This is a genomic window from Streptomyces sp. RB17 (assembly GCF_009604455.1).
GTDB lineage: Bacteria > Actinomycetota > Actinomycetes > Streptomycetales > Streptomycetaceae > Streptomyces.
Window position 1 is genome coordinate 157216 of sequence record NZ_WEGL01000010.1, and the last position, 15789, is coordinate 173004.

A 15789-nucleotide genomic window follows, 5' to 3' on the forward strand; every position below is an offset into this window, starting at 1 on the left:
GTGACCGGACCGGTGTCGGGGCGTGCGAAGTCGACCCGGTGACCCGGATCGCCAGAAGAAGTGTACGGGACCGCCGGGGCACCGGGTGACGCCGCTGTCCACAACCGGCGGGTTGCCCACAGTCTCCGGCCATGATCGGCGGGGGTGCGGGACGGTGGTCGCATGCGAGAAGCGATGCGATGCGCGTCCCTGTGGGCGGTTCTGCCGCTGGGTCTGCTGCTGATGGTGCTCACCCCGTCGGCCTGGGCGGAGCCCCCGCCCCCGGCCCCCGCACCGCCCCCCGCGGCCCCTGTCCCGGCCATCGCCCGCAGCTGGCCGGTGGGCGTGCACCCCCTGGTGCTACGGGGCTGGGAGCCACCCGCCACGGTGTACGGCCCCGGCCACCGTGGCGTGGACCTGTCGGCGCCGGCCGGTTCAACGGTACGGGCGGTCGCCCCGGGCCGGGTGTCCTTCGCGGGACGGGTGGCGGGGCGCGGGGTCGTCTCGGTCGACCTGTCGGGAACGGATCTTCGGACGACGTACGAGCCGGTGAGTGCTTCGGTACGGAAGGGGGACGAGGTGAGGGCCGGGGAGGTGGTGGGCCGGGTGGAGGCGACCGGCTCCCACTGCCCGGCCACCTGCGTGCACTGGGGCCTACGTCGAGGCGAGACCTACCTGGACCCGCTGTCGCTGCTGCCGCCCTGGCTTCTGCACAGGGGGCCGCCGAGACTCCTGCCGGTGCTGGGGGTACCACTGCCGAGGTGACCGCGGACCGTCACCGGCGGCGGCCGCGGCCGCGGCCGCGCGGGGGCCGGCCGCACAGTTCCCCGCGCCCCTTCGGGACGCTCGTGGCTGCGGGCAGTCGTGCTTCCTCCAATGCCTTGAGGGCCTGGGGACCCCCAGGGCGGCACGGGTGGGTGCTGCGGCCCCCTGTCGGCGCCGGCTTGCGGCCCCGCCCCTGCTCGACGGCAGCACAGGGCGCCCCGCCGGCACCAGGAACGCTCCCTGGCGCCGGCGAGCCTCAGCCCTTCACACCCCGCAACGCCATGGTCACCGCCGCGTCCGTCACCACCGCGGGATCCTCCGCGGCACCGAGCTCGATGCGCCGCACCGCCGCATCCACGACCCCCTGCAGCAGCATCGCCGCCAGCCGCGGCTGCTCGTGCCCCATCTCGCCGAGCGCCTCGGCGATCATCGCGACGAGCCCGCCGTGCGCCGCCCGGATCTTCTCCCGCGCCCCGGCGTCCAGCTCACTCGCGGAGATGGCGACCACCGCCCGGTGCCGCCGGTCCCCGACCAGCGCGAGCTGCTGCCGCACATACGCCTCGACCTTGCCCTCGGCGGACTCGGCCCGCTCCATCGCGGCCGCCACCTCCGCCGCCCACAGCGGAAAGTCGGCCTCGCACAGCTCCTCGACCACGGCGGCCCGCGACCTGAAGTACTCGTACACGGACGACCGAGCCAGCCCGGTCCGCTCGGCCAGCGCGGGAAACGTCAGCGCTTCCGTCCCGCCCTCGGACAGCAACGACCGCGCCGCGTCCAGCAGGGCGGCTCGCTGCATCGACCGGTGCTCGGCCACGGAGGCCGCTCGAATCCTTGGCACGTCAACCACTTTACGGACGCCCCCACCCGAACGGGAGCCACCGGGCACCGCGCCGCCGGCCTCAGCGCCCGAAGCTCGCCAGCTTGGCCCGCAGCTGAAGCACCGACTTGGTGTGGATCTGGCTGACCCGGCTCTCGGTGACCCCGAGGACGTTGCCGATCTCGGCGAGGGTGAGCCCCTCGTAGTAGTACAGCGTGACCACGGTCTTCTCCCGCTCGGGCAGCGTGTTGATCGCCCGCGCCAGGAAGCGGCGCAGTTCCCGGTCCTCGGCCACCTCCACGGGATTGTCCGCGGCGGTGTCCTCCAGCGTGTCCATGAGGCTCAGCCGGTCCCCGCCCTCGCTGCCGACGTGCAGCAGCTCCTCCAGCGCGACCACGTTGGCCAGCGACAACTGGCTGAACACGGCGTGGAGTTCGTCGACCTCCATGTCCAGCTCTGCGGCCACCTCGACCTCGCTCGGGGTGCGCCGCAGCCGCGCCTCCAGGGTGGCGTAGGCCCGCTCCACGTTCCGCGCCTTCTGCCGTACCGACCGCGGGATCCAGTCCAGCGCCCGCAGCTCGTCGATCATGGCGCCCCGGATCCGGGTGATCGCGTACGTCTCGAACTTGATCTCCCGGTCGATGTCGAACTTCTCGATCGCGTCGATCAGCCCGAAGACTCCGGAGGAGACGAAGTCGGCCTGCTCGACGTTGGGGGGCAGGCCGACGCTCACCCGGCCCGCGACGTATTTCACGAGCGGCGAGTAGTGCAGGATCAGCTGCTCCCGCAGCCGGTCGTCCCCCGTCGCCTTGTACGACCGCCACAGCTCGTCGAGCGTCGAGGGAGCGGGCGGCCGCACGCTGCCACCGTCGCGGGCGGCTGGGGGGATCGCCGCCCGGTCGGACCCGGAGGTGTGCTGGGGCATTCGTCGCCTTGTGCCGTTCTGCCGTGAAGTGCTGTGAAGTGCTGTGAAGTGAGGCGGGGTGGGGATCGGTGGGATGAAGTGGGCTACCTGGGTGAGCTGTCGGTCTGATGTCGAGTTGGCGCGATCTGTGTCATCGCCTTCGTGAGCGTAGCGTGACTGAGGTGTCGCGGTGTGCGAACACCGAGGCTCCACCCGTGCGCGGGGCGCTCCCGCCGGTGTCGCGCGCGGGTTCCGCGGCTCGCTCTGCGTGACCGGCCGGGGCGTCAACTCCGGGAAACCTCAAGGGCGTCGGACGATCCCCCGGACGGCCGAACACGCTCGGTCAGCACGGACCGCGACCGGTACGGACCGACATCACCGCCTGGCGTGTCAACTTCCAGCCGTCGCCGTGTCGTTCGACGTAACCAAGTGCGCGGAGTTCGTACAGTCTCGCGATCGCCTCGTCCCGGGTGGTCGGCGTGCCGAGCGCGATCTCCTCGACGGTGGCCACGCGATTGCCGGGCAGGGCGGCGAGGACAGCACGGGCGGCGGGTTCCAGCAGGTCGCGCGGGAGCACGGGGCCTCTGCGGGGTGGGGCCAGCTCACCCATGTCGCCCACGAGTTCGACGACTTCCGCGGCGTCGGTGACCAGGGTGGCCTCTCCGCGCAGCAGTTCGTGCACGCCGGCGGAGAGGGCGCTGGTGACGGGGCCGGGCACGCCCATGGTGAACCGTCCGAGGCGTGCCGCCGCCCGCGCGGTGGCCAGCGAGCCGCTGCGGCAGGCGGCCTCCACGACGACGGTGCCCCTGGTCAGGGCGGCGATGACACGGTTGCGGAGGATGAACCGGCTGGGCGTCGGATGGTCGCCCGGGGGCAGCTCGCCCACGACCAGTCCCTGTTCGGCGATTCTGCCGATCAGGGCTGCATGGCCGCGGGGGTAGGGGCGGTCGACGCCGCAGGCCAGGACGGCGACGGTGGCTCCGCGGGCGGCGAGGGCGCCCCGGTGGGCGGCGCCGTCGATGCCGTACGCGCCACCCGACACCACCACCCAGCCCCGTTCGGCGAGGCCACCGGCCAGGGTGGCGGCGACGTGGGTGCCGTACTCGGTGCAGGCACGTGCGCCCACCACGGCGACGGAGCGGAGCGCCCACATCCGCAGACTCGGGCGCCCGCGCACCCACAGCCCGATCGGCCGGGCGTCTCCGAGGTCATCGAGCTGCCCGGGCCACTCGGTGTCCCCGGGCCCCACGAACCGGGCCCCGGCCTCGCCGGCCACCGCGAGGTCCCGCTCCGGCTCGGCCCGCCGAGCCCGCGCGACCAGCCCGGCCCACCGCGCCTCACTCACCCCCGGCAAGGCCGCCGCCTCCCGCAACCGCCGCACCACCTCCCCCACCCCGAACTCCCGAACCCACCGCCCGCCGACCTCGTCCCCCGGTTCGATCACCCGGCAGAGAAGGACCCGTCCGAGCAGTTCGTCGTCGAGGTCCTCGCCCATGGTCATGTCAGTGCCCCGATGGCCATCGGCACCCCTCGCGGCACTCCGGTGCGCAGTTGCAGGGCCAGGGCGACGTCGGTGGCGTCCGGGCGGTCGTGTCCGATGAGGTCGGCGACCGACCAGGCGACGCGCAGGACGCGGTCGATTCCCCGGGCGGTGAGCACACCCCGTTCGAGGTTGCGCTCGGCCTCGTCCATCGAGCCTGCGACGGGGTGGTAGCGGCTGCGCAGTTCACGGCCGGGGACTTCGCTGTTGGTGCGCCAGGGGGTTCCGGCGAGGCGGGCCGCCGCTCGTTCGCGGGCCTGCCGTACCCGCTCGGCCACGGTCGCCGTGGACTCGCCCCGGGCGCCCGGTTCGGTCAGCTGGGCCCGGGTGACCGGATCGACCTCGACGCGCAGGTCCACCCGGTCCAGCAGCGGACCGGAGAGCCGGGACTGGTAGCGGCGGATCGCCGACGGCGGGCACTCGCACAGGGAGTCGCGTTGCGAGAAACGTCCACAGGGGCAGGGGTTGGCCGCCAGCACCATGAGGAAGCGTGCCGGGAACCGGACGACGCCCGCGCTGCGTGCGATCACGACGTGCCCCGACTCCAGCGGCTGTCGCAGGGCGTCCAGGGTCTGGCCGTGGAACTCGGGCGCCTCGTCCAGGAACAGCACGCCACGGTGGGCGAGGGAGACCGCACCGGGGCGTGCGACGCCCGGGCCACCGCCGACGAGCGACTGCATCGTGGCCGAGTGGTGCGGGGCGCAGTAGGGGGCGACGTCGATGAGCGGTTTGCCCGGCGGCAGTAGCCCGGCCACCGAGTGCACCGCCGTGACCTCCAGCGATTCCTCCCTGATGAGCCGCGGCAGGACGGCGGGCAGCCGCTCGGCGAGCATGGTCTTGCCGGCGCCGGGCGGGCCCTCGAGGAACAGATGGTGCCCACCGGCGGCGGCCACCTCCACGGCCGTACGGGCCGAGGTCTGGCCCACGACGTCCGCCAGGTCGTGATCGTGTTCGTGCTGTGCGGCGCCGATACTGTGCATGCCGGTGGCGGCACCCGTGCCCGGCACGCGCAGACCGGCCAGGAGGGGGTCGGGGCGGCCTTGCTCGTCCGGTTCCTCCTCGGGGACGGGCTCCTCGGTGAGCACCGCGATGAGCTGCCGCAGGCTGCGGACGCCGAGCACGGAGACGCCAGGGACCAGCGAGGCCTCGGCGGCGGCGCACTCGGGCACGACCACTTGCTCGTAGCCGGCGTCGGCCGCGGCGAGGACGGCCGGGAGGATGCCCCGGACCGGTCGGACCCGGCCGTCCAGTCCCAGCTCCCCGATCATGACGATGTCCGCGAGGACACGCGGATCGATCCGCTCGGCGGCACCGAGCACCGCGCAGGCGACGGCCAGGTCGAAGCCGGAGCCGGCTTTGGGTACCGAGGCCGGGCTGAGTCCGACGGTGAGCTTCTTCTGCGGCCACTCGCCGCCCGAGTTCACCACCGCCGCCCGGACCCGGTCCCTGCTCTCCGTCAGGCTCTTGTCCGGGAGGCCGACCAGGGTGAAGGCGGCGACGCCGGGTTCCAGGTCGGCCTGGACCTCGACGACCACGCCCTCGACGCCGACCAGGGCCACCGAGCAGGTGCGGGCGAATCCCATTCAGGCCACCCCCCGTGCGTGCTCGACGGTCGGGGCGCCGCGGTGGGGCAGCAGGACGCCGATCAGGTCGATGCGGACGCCGCCCGGTGGTGCCCCGCCGTGGGTCTGGATCCAGTGTTCGGCGAGGGAGCGCAGCCGGGCCGCCTTCTCCGGGGTCACCGCGGCCATCGGGTGTTCGTAGTCACCACCCCTGCGGGTCTTCACCTCGCAGACCACCAGCGCGTCACCGTCCCGCGCGATGATGTCGAGCTCACCGGAACGGCCGCAGCGCCAGTTGCGCTCCAGGATCGTCATTCCGGTCGCGGCGAGCCGCCGGGCGGCCAGGTCCTCGCCGTACTTGCCGAGTGCACTGCGTGCGTGGTTCATGTCGGCACCACCTCCGGCGCCAACCGTCACGCATCCCGCCCCAAGATGTTGATCTTGGTGGACAACTCAGCGGTTGTGGAAAACCCCGTCACCCGCCCGGCAGCTCGAGGTCGCTCTTGTTCAGCTCCTCGATGTTCACGTCCTTGAATGTGAGAACCCGTACCTGCTTCACGAAGCGTGCCGGCCGGTACATGTCCCAGACCCAGGCATCGGCCATCGACACCTCGAAGAACACCTCGCCCTGTACCGAGTGCACCTGCATCTCGTAGTCATTGGTGAGATAGAAACGCCGCTCGGTCTCGATCACGTATTTGAACAGACCGACGACATCTCGATACTCCCGGTAGAGCTTCAGCTCCATCTCGGTCTCGTACTTCTCGAGGTCCTCGGCGCTCATGGCATGTTCCCCTTCAGCCGTGCGATCCCCCCATTGTGCGCCAGTCCGACGGGCCCTCAGACGATTTCCGCATCGAGGGTCACAGGACCGGCCGGGGGACCTTCGTCGAGCAGCGTGCGCAGCAGCTCGGCGAGTCTGGTCGGATACACCGTCTCATGTGCCCGGGTCAGTTCCTGACACGTCCACCAACGCGCCCCGGCGACACTGCGCCGCTCCAGTTCCGTCAGCCCCTGCGCCGCGGTGGCCGTCTGCGTCGTACGGGCCAGGTAGTACCACTCGTCCTGGTCCCAGCGGCGGCCCGCGAACGGGAAGGAACACATGCGGCGCCACAGCACCGGGCCGAGTTCGACGTCGGTGATACCGGTCTCCTCGGCGAGTTCCCTGAGCGCGGCCTCCTCGCGCGTCTCGGCGCCCTCCAGACCGCCGCCGGGGGTGAACCACCAGTCGTCGGCCGGATCGTCCGGCTCATGGCCGTGCAGGAGCAGGATGCGGTCCTCCGGGTCGAGGAGGACCACCCGGGCCACCTTGCGCAGCCCGCCCTCGTACGAGTCCGCGCCGGTCCGCGTGGTCTCAGCGGACACCGGCCGCCTCCGGCCGGGCGGTACGCCCGCGGGAGCGGCCCATGCGCTTGGCGATGGGCCCGTAGGCGCCACCGACCAGCACCAGCACGGCCCCGGCGACGATCAGCAGCTCGATCGTGGGCAGTGGACCGGGCTGCGAGAGAGTGCCCAGGGCCTCGAAGCCCGTGGGGCGCATCAGCGAGCCCTTCCAGGGCCAGACGACGGCGTCCACCCGGGCGGTCACGGCGTCGCGGGAGACGGTGCCCTTGGCCGCGTCGGTGAGGTGGGCCGTGGAGTCCAGGGAGCCCTGGCGCTCGTCACCGAGGAGGAACAGACGGCCCTCGGGGACGGTCACCGTGGGGAAGTTCGTGATCTCGGCCAGGCTGCCCTTGGGGAGATAGGGCTCGTCGATCTGCTTGCCGTTGACGGTCAGCTTGCCGTTCGTGCAGCAGGAGACGGTGTCGCCACCGACCGCGACCACCCGCTTGACCACCTTGGCGTTCGAGACCCAGCTCTTGTCCTCGAAGACGACGACGTCACCGCGCTCGACCTGACCGCCGTCGACCTTCTCCGCGAGCACCCGGTCGCCGGCGTCGATCGTGGGCGTCATGGAGCTGGTGGGCACCGTGTACGGCCGGTAGGTCACCGCCGCCCAGGCGAATCCGCCCAGGAACAGCACCAGACCCAGTGCCACGGCCACCCCGGACAGCCGCTGTCCGAGCCGGCTGCCGCCGGGCCGTGCCGTGCTTGTCCCGCCGCTGTGCGGGGCCGTACGCGTCATGCTCTCGCCACCCATGGACCCGCACCCTACCCGGCAGTACCGGACAGGGGCAGCCCCCTGTTCCCGGGGCTCCGCCCCCAGACCCCGCCAGAGGCTCGGCTCCTGGACCCCCAGGGCGTACCGCAGGGTCTCTCAGCCTCGCTTCGCCTTCACCGCACGCCGCCGTCGCCACACCGCCACCGGCAGGACGGCGGCGACGGCCACGCCCTGCGGGGCCACCGACAGGGCGGCGGACGCCGAGGTCTGCTGGTTGATGCCGGGCTGGTCGAAGGTGTCCGGGATCGGCAGGGTGCCCCAGCGGTTGATCGGCCAGGCCTTGACGATCGCGCGGCCCACCACGTCCTTGACCGGGACCATGCCGTGGTTCTTGTCGGACTGGTTGTAGCGCGAGTCGCGGGAGTTCTGGCGGTGGTCGCCCATCACCCAGATGTAGCCCTTGGGGACCGTCACCTTGAACTGGCCGCCCAGCTCGTCGTCGGTGCACGGCGTGTTGCCGGGGTAGACGTACGGCTCGTTCAGCGCGTGGCCGTTGACCAGCAGCGGGCCGGTGCCCTTGCACTGGACCGTGTCGCCGCCGACGCCGATCACGCGCTTGATGAGGTCCTTCTCGTTGGCGGACGGCATCAGGCCGATCCAGCTGAGGACCTTCTGCACGGCGTTCGGGGTCGGTGCCGGTTCACCCGCCAGCCAGTCGGCCGGGTCGTGGAAGACCACGACCTCGCCGCGCTCGGGCTGGGAGCCGAACCACGGGGTGAGCTTGTCGACCAGGACGCGGTCACCCACCTGGAGGGTGTCCTGCATCGAGGCGGACGGGATCGAGAACGCCTGCACCAGGAACGTCTTGATCAGCAGCGCCAGGACCAGAGCGATGACGACGAGGATCGGCAGCTCCTTCCAGAAGGAGCGTGGCTGCTTCCTCGGCCGGTCCGCGGCCTCGCCCGCACCCGCGCCCTCGGTCCTCGGCCGCCGCTGTCCGTCGTCCGGCATGCCCTCGTCACCCGCCGCGTCATTCCCGGAGGTCATGGCGCCGTCCGGCACGGGGGCGTTCGCTTCCACGGGGTGCCCGCGGTGCTCCTCGCCGTCGTGCCCCGACCGTGCGCCAACCGCCACATCCCCCACGCCAACTCCTCACTCTGTGCCGCCGCCTGCCCCAGATACGACGCAGGCCCACCACTCCCATAACGAGCGGGAGTTCCGCAGGGGTCGGGAGCTGGGTCATTCCGTTCGGATTCTCGGGGGCAACCCTATGCGACAGCGGGGTACCGGCGGTCGCACCCGACGCGGAGTCGGCGACGCTTGCGAAGGTTTTAGGTTCCTGCAGGCGTGTCCAGTGGCCGACCGGCCAGCCGATCGCGACGGCCCGGCCGACCACGGATTTCTCCGACACCGTTCCGCCGTACGGGGTGTTCTGGTGGAAACGGGAGTCCGCGGAGTTGCCCCGGTGGTCGCCCATGACCCACAGCCGGCCCTCGGGGACGGTGATGTCGAAGGGCTGCGCGGACGGCGCGTCACCCGGATAGATGTAATCCCCTTCGGTGAGCGGTACGCCGTTGACGGTGACCCGGCCCTGCGCGTCGCAGCACTTGACGTGGTCGCCGCCGACCCCGATGACCCGCTTGATCAGGTCCTTCTCGTTGTCGGAGGGCAGCAGGCCGATGAAGGTGAGGCCTTCTTTGAGCTGCTTGACGACGATCGGGTCGTGCTTCTTGGCCGTCTGCTCGTCGGCCAGCCAGCCGCCCGGGTCGTGGAAGACGACGACGTCCCCGCGCTGCGGCTTGGAGCCGAACCACGGGGTGAACTTGTCGACCAGGACCCGGTCGCCGATCCGGATCGTCTGCTCCATCGAGCCGGACGGGATCACGAACGCCTGGACGAGGAAGGTCTTCAGGACGAGTGCTATGAGGACGGCGACACCGACCAGAAGAGGGATCTCCCGAACGGCTGAACGCCGGCGCTTGCGCTTGACCTTGCGCTGGAGTTTCCGCCGCTCCGCGCGCGTGCGGCCGCCGCCGGGCGCGGAGGCGCGGCGCGATCCGGTGGGCAGCAGATCGTCAGCGGGGCTGCTGGGCGCCCCGCGCGGTTTGCCGCGGCTACCCATGCGCGCCCTCCGGGGTGGGCACGCGCGCGTAGGCGGCGGGACGCGTCAGGTGCGTCCAGTGGTCGTACGGCCACAGGATCCAGTCGGCGCGGCCGATGACGTCGCCGACCGGGATCATGCCGCCGCCGGGCGAGCCGAGATGGTCGCGGGAGTCGCTGGAGTCGCTGCGGTGGTCGCCGAGGACGAACACCCGGCCGGCGGGTACGGCGACGTCGAAGGGCACGCTGGAGGCGCTGTCCCCGGGATAGAGGAACGCCGACTCGTCGACGGCGCGGCCGTTCACCTCGATCCTCCCCTGCTTGTCGCAGCAGACCACATGGTCTCCCCCCACACCGACCACGCGTTTGATGTAGTCGGCGTCCCCGAAATACCCCGTGCCGTCGAACACGATCACGTCGCCGCGGCGCGGCTGAGCACCGAAACGGTACGCCAACTTATTTACGAGAACGCGGTCCCCGATCCTCAAGCCCTGTTCCATGGATCCGCTCGGAATCTGGAACGGTTGCACCACGAAAGAGTTGAGGACGAGCAAAAACGCCAGGCAGAGGAAGAGTGTGAGGGTGATCCGGCCGCCGGGCAGCCAGTCGGCGATCCGCGCCACCAACGCGAAACGCGACCGTCCCTCCGGCCCCGGGGAATCCGGATGGGAGGAGCGGTCGCGTTCCGTCGGCTGTGCTTCGGTGTCCATCGGGGCGAGATGCTATCCCGCCCGACCATGGGCTCCGGAGAGCGCTCAGCTCTCGCGCTTCTCCTTGATCTTCGCGGCCTTGCCGCGCAGGTCACGGAGGTAGTACAGCTTGGCGCGACGCACGTCACCGCGGGTGACCAGCTCGATCTTCTCGACGATCGGGGTGTGCACCGGGAAGGTGCGCTCGACGCCGACGGAGAACGAGACCTTGCGGACCGTGAAGGTCTCGCGGACACCGGAGCCCTGGCGGCGGATCACAACGCCCTTGAACTGCTGCACACGGGAGCGGTTGCCCTCGATGACGCGGACGTGGACGTTGACGGTGTCACCCGAGCGGAAGGCCGGGATGTCGCTGCGCAGCGACGCGGCGTCGACGGAGTCGAGCAGGTGAGACATTTCGTCTGCTTTCTTCGCTGATGCCACAGGTCATCAACGGAAACTAGGTTCAACAGGAGTGCCGTGCGGGTCGGGACGGGCGTCGTCTCCCCCTGTGGCAGGGGCGCACGCCGGACGGACGCACAACAGCGGTCTATTCTTCCATGCCCCCGGCCCGCCGCCAAAATCGGCCGTACGGGTGGCCTTCCGGGTCCGGTTCCCAGCCCAGGATGGAGAGCATCTCGCGGTCCTTCTTGTCGAAGGCCTTGGGGTCGCAGCGCTCTATCAGGTCGGGCCGATTGGCGGTCGTACGCCTGAGGGCCTCGTCGCGGCGCCAGCGGGCGATCCGGCCGTGGTGGCCACTGAGCAGCACGTCCGGGATGTCCCGGCCGCGCCAGACGGGCGGCTTGGTGTAGACGGGGCCCTCCAGGAGGCTCGCCATCGCGCCGGGCGCGAAGGAGTCGTCGCGGTGGGACTCGGCGTTGCCGAGGACGCCGGGCAGCAGCCGGGCGACGGCCTCCGTGATGACCAGGACGGCCGCCTCGCCGCCGGCCAGCACGTAGTCGCCGATGGAGACCTCGTAGACGGGCACGCGCGTGGCGTACTCGTCCATGACACGCCGGTCGATGCCCTCGTAGCGGGCCGGCGTGAAGATCAGCCAGGGGCGCTCGGAGAGCTCCACGGCGAGCTCCTGGGTGAAGGGGCGGCCGCTGGGGGTGGGGACGATCAGCGCGGGCGCCTGGGCGCCGGTCTCGTAGCCGTCGGCGAGGACCGTGTCCAGGGCGTCACCCCAGGGCTCGGTCTTCATGACCATGCCGGGGCCGCCGCCGTACGGGGTGTCGTCGACGGTGTTGTGGCGGTCGTACGTCCACGAGCGCAGATCGTGCACATGCACATCGAGCCGGCCACGCGCGCGTGCCTTGCCGACGAGGGAGACGTGCAGCGGGTCCAGGTACTCGGGGAAGATCGTGACGACGTCGAGCCTCATGCGCTGTCTTCCCCGGTCTCTTCCCTGGACGACGCGATCTCGGCGCGGTCGTCGATCAGACCCGGCGGCGGGGCGATGACCGCCTTCTGCTCCTCCAGGTCGATCTCGGTGACGATCTCCTCGACGAACGGGATCATCACCTCGGTCCCGTCCGGGCGCTCCACGATGAACAGGTCCTGGGAGGGCAGGTGCGAGATCTCGGTGATCCGGCCGACCTCCGCCCCGTCCTCGGTGACCACGTCGAGGTCGATGAGCTGGTGGTCGTAGTATTCGTCCTCGCCCTCCGGCAGCTCCTCCGGGTCGATCTCGGCGATCAGGAGGGTGTTGCGCAGGGCCTCGGCCCCGTTGCGGTCGGTGACGCCCTCGAAGCGCAGCAGGAGGCGTCCGCTGTGGACGCGCCCCGTCTCGATGGTCAGCGGCCCCGTGGAGGCGGGGTCCGTGGCGAGGACGGCGCCGGGCGCGAGCCTGAGTTCCGGCTCGTCGGTACGTACCTCGACGGTGACCTCGCCCTTGATGCCGTGGGCACGGCCGATCCGTGCGACTACCAGCTGCACGTGTCCAATTCTCCTGTCATCTCCTGTGCTCCCGCCAGCTCCTGCTCATACGACTGCGGGCCGGGGACGGCCGAGTGGCCCTCCCCGGCCCGAGCCGGTTGCGATGAAGCGTCAGCGGACGTGGTCCACGTCGACGAGGTCGACGCGGACACCGCGACCGCCGATGGCGCCCACGACGGTGCGCAGGGCACGCGCGGTGCGGCCGTTGCGGCCGATCACCTTGCCGAGGTCGTCCGGGTGAACCCGGACCTCGAGCACGCGCCCGCGGCGCAGGTTGCGCGAGGCGACCTGCACATCGTCAGGGTTGTCGACGATGCCCTTCACGAGGTGCTCAAGCGCCTCTTCGAGCATGCTGCTCAGGCCTCGGTCGACTCGGACTCGGCAGCGGCCTCGTCCTTCTTCTCAGCCTTCTTCTTCTGGGTGATCGCCTCACCCTTGCCCTCGTCGTCACCGCCGAGAGCCTCGAACGACGGACGGGCCGGCTTCGGCTCGGCGGTGAGCAGCGGCGCGGGAGCCGGCTCGCCCTTGAACTTCTGCCAGTCGCCGGTCTTCTTCAGGATGGCGAGAACCGGCTCGGTCGGCTGCGCGCCGACACCCAGCCAGTACGCCACGCGCTCGGCGTCCACCTCGATGACCGACGGGTTGTAGGTCGGGTGGTACTTGCCGATCTCCTCGATGGCCCGGCCGTCACGGCGGGTACGGGAGTCGGCGACGACGATGCGGTAGTGAGGCGAACGGATCTTGCCCAGACGCTTCAGCTTGATCTTGACTGCCACGGGAGTGGGTTCTCCTGGATTTGACGTGGTTGGGCACGGCGAAGCTGCCGCGTGGGGTTGCGGTACCCGAGTGCCCGATGGACGCGTCAGCCGGAGGAGAGAGGGGTCCTGTGCGGCTGTCGAGTACAGCTAGCCATTGTGCCATAACCTGCGGGTCGCTTTTGGCCGAGGGTGGGTGGGCTGCGCTCGGGCATGCCGGTGAGGCACCCGGCGTGGAGGTGAGGTCACGTCGGGTGCGCTGTCCGCGGACGGACGGCACGGTGCGGCCCGTCGTCTGCCGTCCGTCTTCGTCCACGGTCCGTCGCGTCCACGACCCGGCACCCACGAGATGCCGGTTCTCGCGGACCGCGTTACGCCGCCCCCGCGACCTCCGGGATCCGGAACGGCTTGCCGCAGCCGCCGCAGACGATGGGGGCCTGGGCGAGGACCGAGGGGACCACGCGGACGTTGCGGCCGCAGTCGCAGACCGCCTTGACCCGGACACCGCCGCCGGAGGAGCCGTGCCGGGCGGCCGGGCCGCGGAAGGTGCGGGTGGTGTCCGAGGAGGTCGCCGCCGTGTGGGCCTTCAGCGCGCGTTGCAGCCGCTCGATGGTCGGGCGGTAGCGCCGCTTGGCCTCGGGGTTCAGCGTGACCAGCGAGAAACCGCTGCTCGGGTGCGGCTCCTCGGGGTGGTCGAGGCCCAGTTCCTCGGCGATCGCGAGGAAACGGCGGTTGTGGTAGCGGCCGGCGCGGGAGGTGTCGCGGATCCCACGGGCGGCGGCGATGCCGTGGACTGCCTCATGGAGCAGTCGCTCGAAGGAGAGCTCGTGTCCGCAGGCGGACGACGACTCTCCGATCAGGGATTCTGGCGCGGCGAGGTCCGGCAGCTCGGGGTGGTACCGCTGAATGTCGGCCCACGCCTGCGCCAGCTCTGCGGCGAGAACAGGTGGTGTCTGTGTCGTGCTCACGTAATGACAACGAGCGGGGACTCGAATGTGTTCCTATTCCGGGGCATCCCAAATAATTTGCACGTACCCGTCAGTTGCCGCTGATGCGTCCGGACGAGGGCGGGTGCGCTGATCTGCGGAGAAGCTTCACAGCTCCTACCAAGCTGGTGCGTAGTCCGCGCTACGACCCCGCATGTAGACCCCGGTACGAGTGTCGGCGGCGGTTGCGCAAGAGACCTTTCGGCCGCTCTCGTCGTGAGGCCTCACTCCGGTCAGCGTCCGTGACGCGCGTGACGTTACCCCGCGCCGTCCGACCCCCCGGCACCGGCCGGTACCCCCGGAGCGGACACCGTACGGCCATCCAGGTTGCCGGGATGTGAAATCTCGCCACACCCGCGCCCGCACCCCAAGCAGGGCCCCACGACCCCTGGACGGGGCAGCGAGCCGGGAGTTACCTGGCATACGTGGGAAGTACGCGCGCACGGCACGGGGGCCACGCAACCGGGCACAGCGGTGAACTCTCGGCGGATTGGGGCGCTTATCCATGACACCTACGCTCGTGCGGCAGCACGTGCCTCACGCGGAGTCCGCACCCCGCGTGGGCCTGTGCGCACGCGCGCGTGACTGGTCCGAGATCCAGGAGCGGATGCTGGTGCCGCTCTACGAAGCCGTCTACGAACGACTCGAAGTGGGCCCCGCCACCCGGCTGCTGGGCCTGCGCTGCGGCGCCGGGCTCGCGCTGCTGCTGGCGGCCGGCAGAGGCGCCGAAGTGACCGGTGTCGACGCCGTCTCGCCCGAGCGGCTCGCCCTCGCCCGCGAACGCCTGCTGCCGGACGCCCGGCGCGGCGCCGCCGGAGGCGTCTTCGGCCTGCCCGGGGAGCAAGCGGAGCACGGGGGGAGCCGTGGCGGGCCGGGTGTGCCCGGCGGGCGCGATGCGCGCGGGGGTGGCGGTGACCGTCCCGGTCGGGCCGGGACGCAGGGCACCGACGACGCCGAGCGCGGCGTCCCCGGAACACATCGCGGCGCCGGATCCGCCGAGCCCGGTGTGCGTCGCGAGGGCACGGGGTGCGGCACGAGCGGCCGTACACGCGCGCGTGCCGCCGTGGAACTCGTCGCGGGCTCACCCGTCGACGCGGCCGGCGCGAAGACGGCCCCGTACACCCTGGTGACCGTCTTCGAGCCGATCGGGTGCCTCGCGGGCGACTCCGAGGGGCTCGGTGAGCTGCTGGCCGACGCGCTGCCGCTGGCCGCGCGCGGGGCCGCCGTGGTGCTGGCCGGCTGGGGCCCGCCGGAGCGCTGCGCCACCTCCTCGGTGCTGCGGGTGGCGACGAAACTGGCCGATCCCCTGCGCAGCGCGCGCAGCTGGCGGCCCGCCCGGCGGGACGACCTGGAGGAGGTCGCCCAGCGGGCGGGGCTGAAGCCGGACGGCTCGGGGCGGGTGGCCTGCCCGTTCGGGTACGCCGACGTCGACAGCGCCGTACGGGGCCTGCTGTCGACCGGTCTGTTCGACGCGGCGATCGCGGCGACGGACGCCAAGCAGGTCGACAAGGAGCTGACGGAGGCCCTGCACCCCTACCGGCGCCCGGACGGGACGGTGTGGATGCCGAACGTCTTCCGCTACCTGGTCGCGCGCGTGCCCTAGGTGCACTCGGCCCTGTCGTCGAACTGTCGAACTCCCCCAGCCCCGCGACG

General features: G+C 71.4%; 19 protein-coding genes. 2 read left to right on the forward strand and 17 right to left on the reverse strand.

The features are described from left to right. Positions 1-162: 162 nt before the first annotated feature. A complete protein-coding gene (locus SRB17_RS36845) occupies positions 163-744 on the forward strand; it encodes a murein hydrolase activator EnvC family protein (protein WP_153545242.1) in 582 nt (193 codons plus the stop codon). A gap of 256 nt (positions 745-1000) precedes the next feature. Here the strand turns inward: SRB17_RS36845 and SRB17_RS36850 are convergent, their stop codons facing one another. From SRB17_RS36850 to SRB17_RS36930, 17 genes are all read right to left on the reverse strand, one after another. Next, on the reverse strand, positions 1001-1558 hold the full coding sequence (locus tag SRB17_RS36850) for a helix-turn-helix domain-containing protein (protein WP_323377088.1): 558 nt from the start codon (positions 1556-1558) through the stop codon (positions 1001-1003). Positions 1559-1643: 85 nt separating this feature from the next. Beyond that, positions 1644-2486 carry an RNA polymerase sigma factor WhiG gene (whiG, locus tag SRB17_RS36855; RefSeq protein WP_153545244.1) on the reverse strand — a complete coding sequence of 281 codons (843 nt, stop codon included), beginning with the start codon at positions 2484-2486 and terminating at the stop codon, positions 1644-1646. A 322-nt stretch (positions 2487-2808) separates the two neighbouring features. Continuing rightward, on the reverse strand, positions 2809-3966 hold the full coding sequence (gene dprA / locus SRB17_RS36860) for a DNA-processing protein DprA (protein ID WP_153545246.1): 1158 nt from the start codon (positions 3964-3966) through the stop codon (positions 2809-2811). Further along, entirely contained in the window at positions 3963-5588 is a 1626-nt protein-coding gene (locus SRB17_RS36865) for a YifB family Mg chelatase-like AAA ATPase (protein WP_153545248.1), read from the reverse strand. The genes dprA and SRB17_RS36865 overlap by 4 nt, the downstream gene beginning before the upstream one ends. Beyond that, positions 5589-5984 (reverse strand): YraN family protein, encoded by a 396-nt coding sequence (locus tag SRB17_RS36870; protein WP_323376928.1) that lies wholly within the window; start codon positions 5982-5984, stop codon positions 5589-5591. 58 nt (positions 5985-6042) lie between these two features. Beyond that, positions 6043-6351 carry a DUF2469 domain-containing protein gene (locus tag SRB17_RS36875; RefSeq protein WP_003965949.1) on the reverse strand — a complete coding sequence of 103 codons (309 nt, stop codon included), beginning with the start codon at positions 6349-6351 and terminating at the stop codon, positions 6043-6045. Positions 6352-6407: 56 nt separating this feature from the next. Beyond that, a complete protein-coding gene (locus SRB17_RS36880; protein WP_323376950.1) occupies positions 6408-6932 on the reverse strand; it encodes an NUDIX hydrolase in 525 nt (174 codons plus the stop codon). After that, complete coding sequence (gene lepB / locus SRB17_RS36885) at positions 6922-7707, reverse strand: signal peptidase I (protein WP_153545252.1); 786 nt, start codon at positions 7705-7707, stop codon at positions 6922-6924. Before lepB (SRB17_RS36885) ends, SRB17_RS36880 begins: the two co-directional genes overlap by 11 nt. Before the next feature lie 117 nt (positions 7708-7824). Further along, on the reverse strand, positions 7825-8811 hold the full coding sequence (lepB, locus tag SRB17_RS36890; protein WP_323376952.1) for a signal peptidase I: 987 nt from the start codon (positions 8809-8811) through the stop codon (positions 7825-7827). After that, positions 8699-9790 carry a signal peptidase I gene (lepB, locus tag SRB17_RS36895; RefSeq protein ID WP_153545256.1) on the reverse strand — a complete coding sequence of 364 codons (1092 nt, stop codon included), beginning with the start codon at positions 9788-9790 and terminating at the stop codon, positions 8699-8701. The genes lepB (SRB17_RS36890) and lepB (SRB17_RS36895) overlap by 113 nt, the downstream gene beginning before the upstream one ends. After that, positions 9783-10478, reverse strand: coding sequence for a signal peptidase I (gene lepB / locus SRB17_RS36900; protein WP_153545258.1), 696 nt, complete (start codon positions 10476-10478; stop codon positions 9783-9785). The genes lepB (SRB17_RS36895) and lepB (SRB17_RS36900) overlap by 8 nt, the downstream gene beginning before the upstream one ends. 45 nt (positions 10479-10523) lie before the next feature. Beyond that, positions 10524-10874, reverse strand: coding sequence for a 50S ribosomal protein L19 (gene rplS / locus SRB17_RS36905; RefSeq protein ID WP_153545260.1), 351 nt, complete (start codon positions 10872-10874; stop codon positions 10524-10526). A 133-nt stretch (positions 10875-11007) separates the two neighbouring features. Beyond that, entirely contained in the window at positions 11008-11841 is an 834-nt protein-coding gene (trmD, locus tag SRB17_RS36910) for a tRNA (guanosine(37)-N1)-methyltransferase TrmD (RefSeq protein ID WP_153545262.1), read from the reverse strand. Next, a complete protein-coding gene (rimM, locus tag SRB17_RS36915) occupies positions 11838-12395 on the reverse strand; it encodes a ribosome maturation factor RimM (protein ID WP_323376954.1) in 558 nt (185 codons plus the stop codon). Before rimM ends, trmD begins: the two co-directional genes overlap by 4 nt. Before the next feature lie 111 nt (positions 12396-12506). After that, positions 12507-12746, reverse strand: coding sequence for an RNA-binding protein (locus SRB17_RS36920; protein ID WP_003973401.1), 240 nt, complete (start codon positions 12744-12746; stop codon positions 12507-12509). Between the two features lie 5 nt (positions 12747-12751). After that, positions 12752-13171, reverse strand: a complete 420-nt coding sequence (gene rpsP, locus SRB17_RS36925) for a 30S ribosomal protein S16 (protein ID WP_208898581.1) — start codon at positions 13169-13171, stop codon at positions 12752-12754. Between the two features lie 350 nt (positions 13172-13521). After that, positions 13522-14118 (reverse strand): hypothetical protein, encoded by a 597-nt coding sequence (locus tag SRB17_RS36930; RefSeq protein ID WP_076091312.1) that lies wholly within the window; start codon positions 14116-14118, stop codon positions 13522-13524. Between the two features lie 625 nt (positions 14119-14743). On the opposite strand from SRB17_RS36930, the gene SRB17_RS46885 reads away from it, so the two are divergent. Beyond that, positions 14744-15739: an SAM-dependent methyltransferase gene (locus tag SRB17_RS46885; RefSeq protein WP_228396487.1), complete on the forward strand. Its 996-nt coding sequence runs from the start codon at positions 14744-14746 to the stop codon at positions 15737-15739. Positions 15740-15789 lie beyond the last annotated feature (50 nt).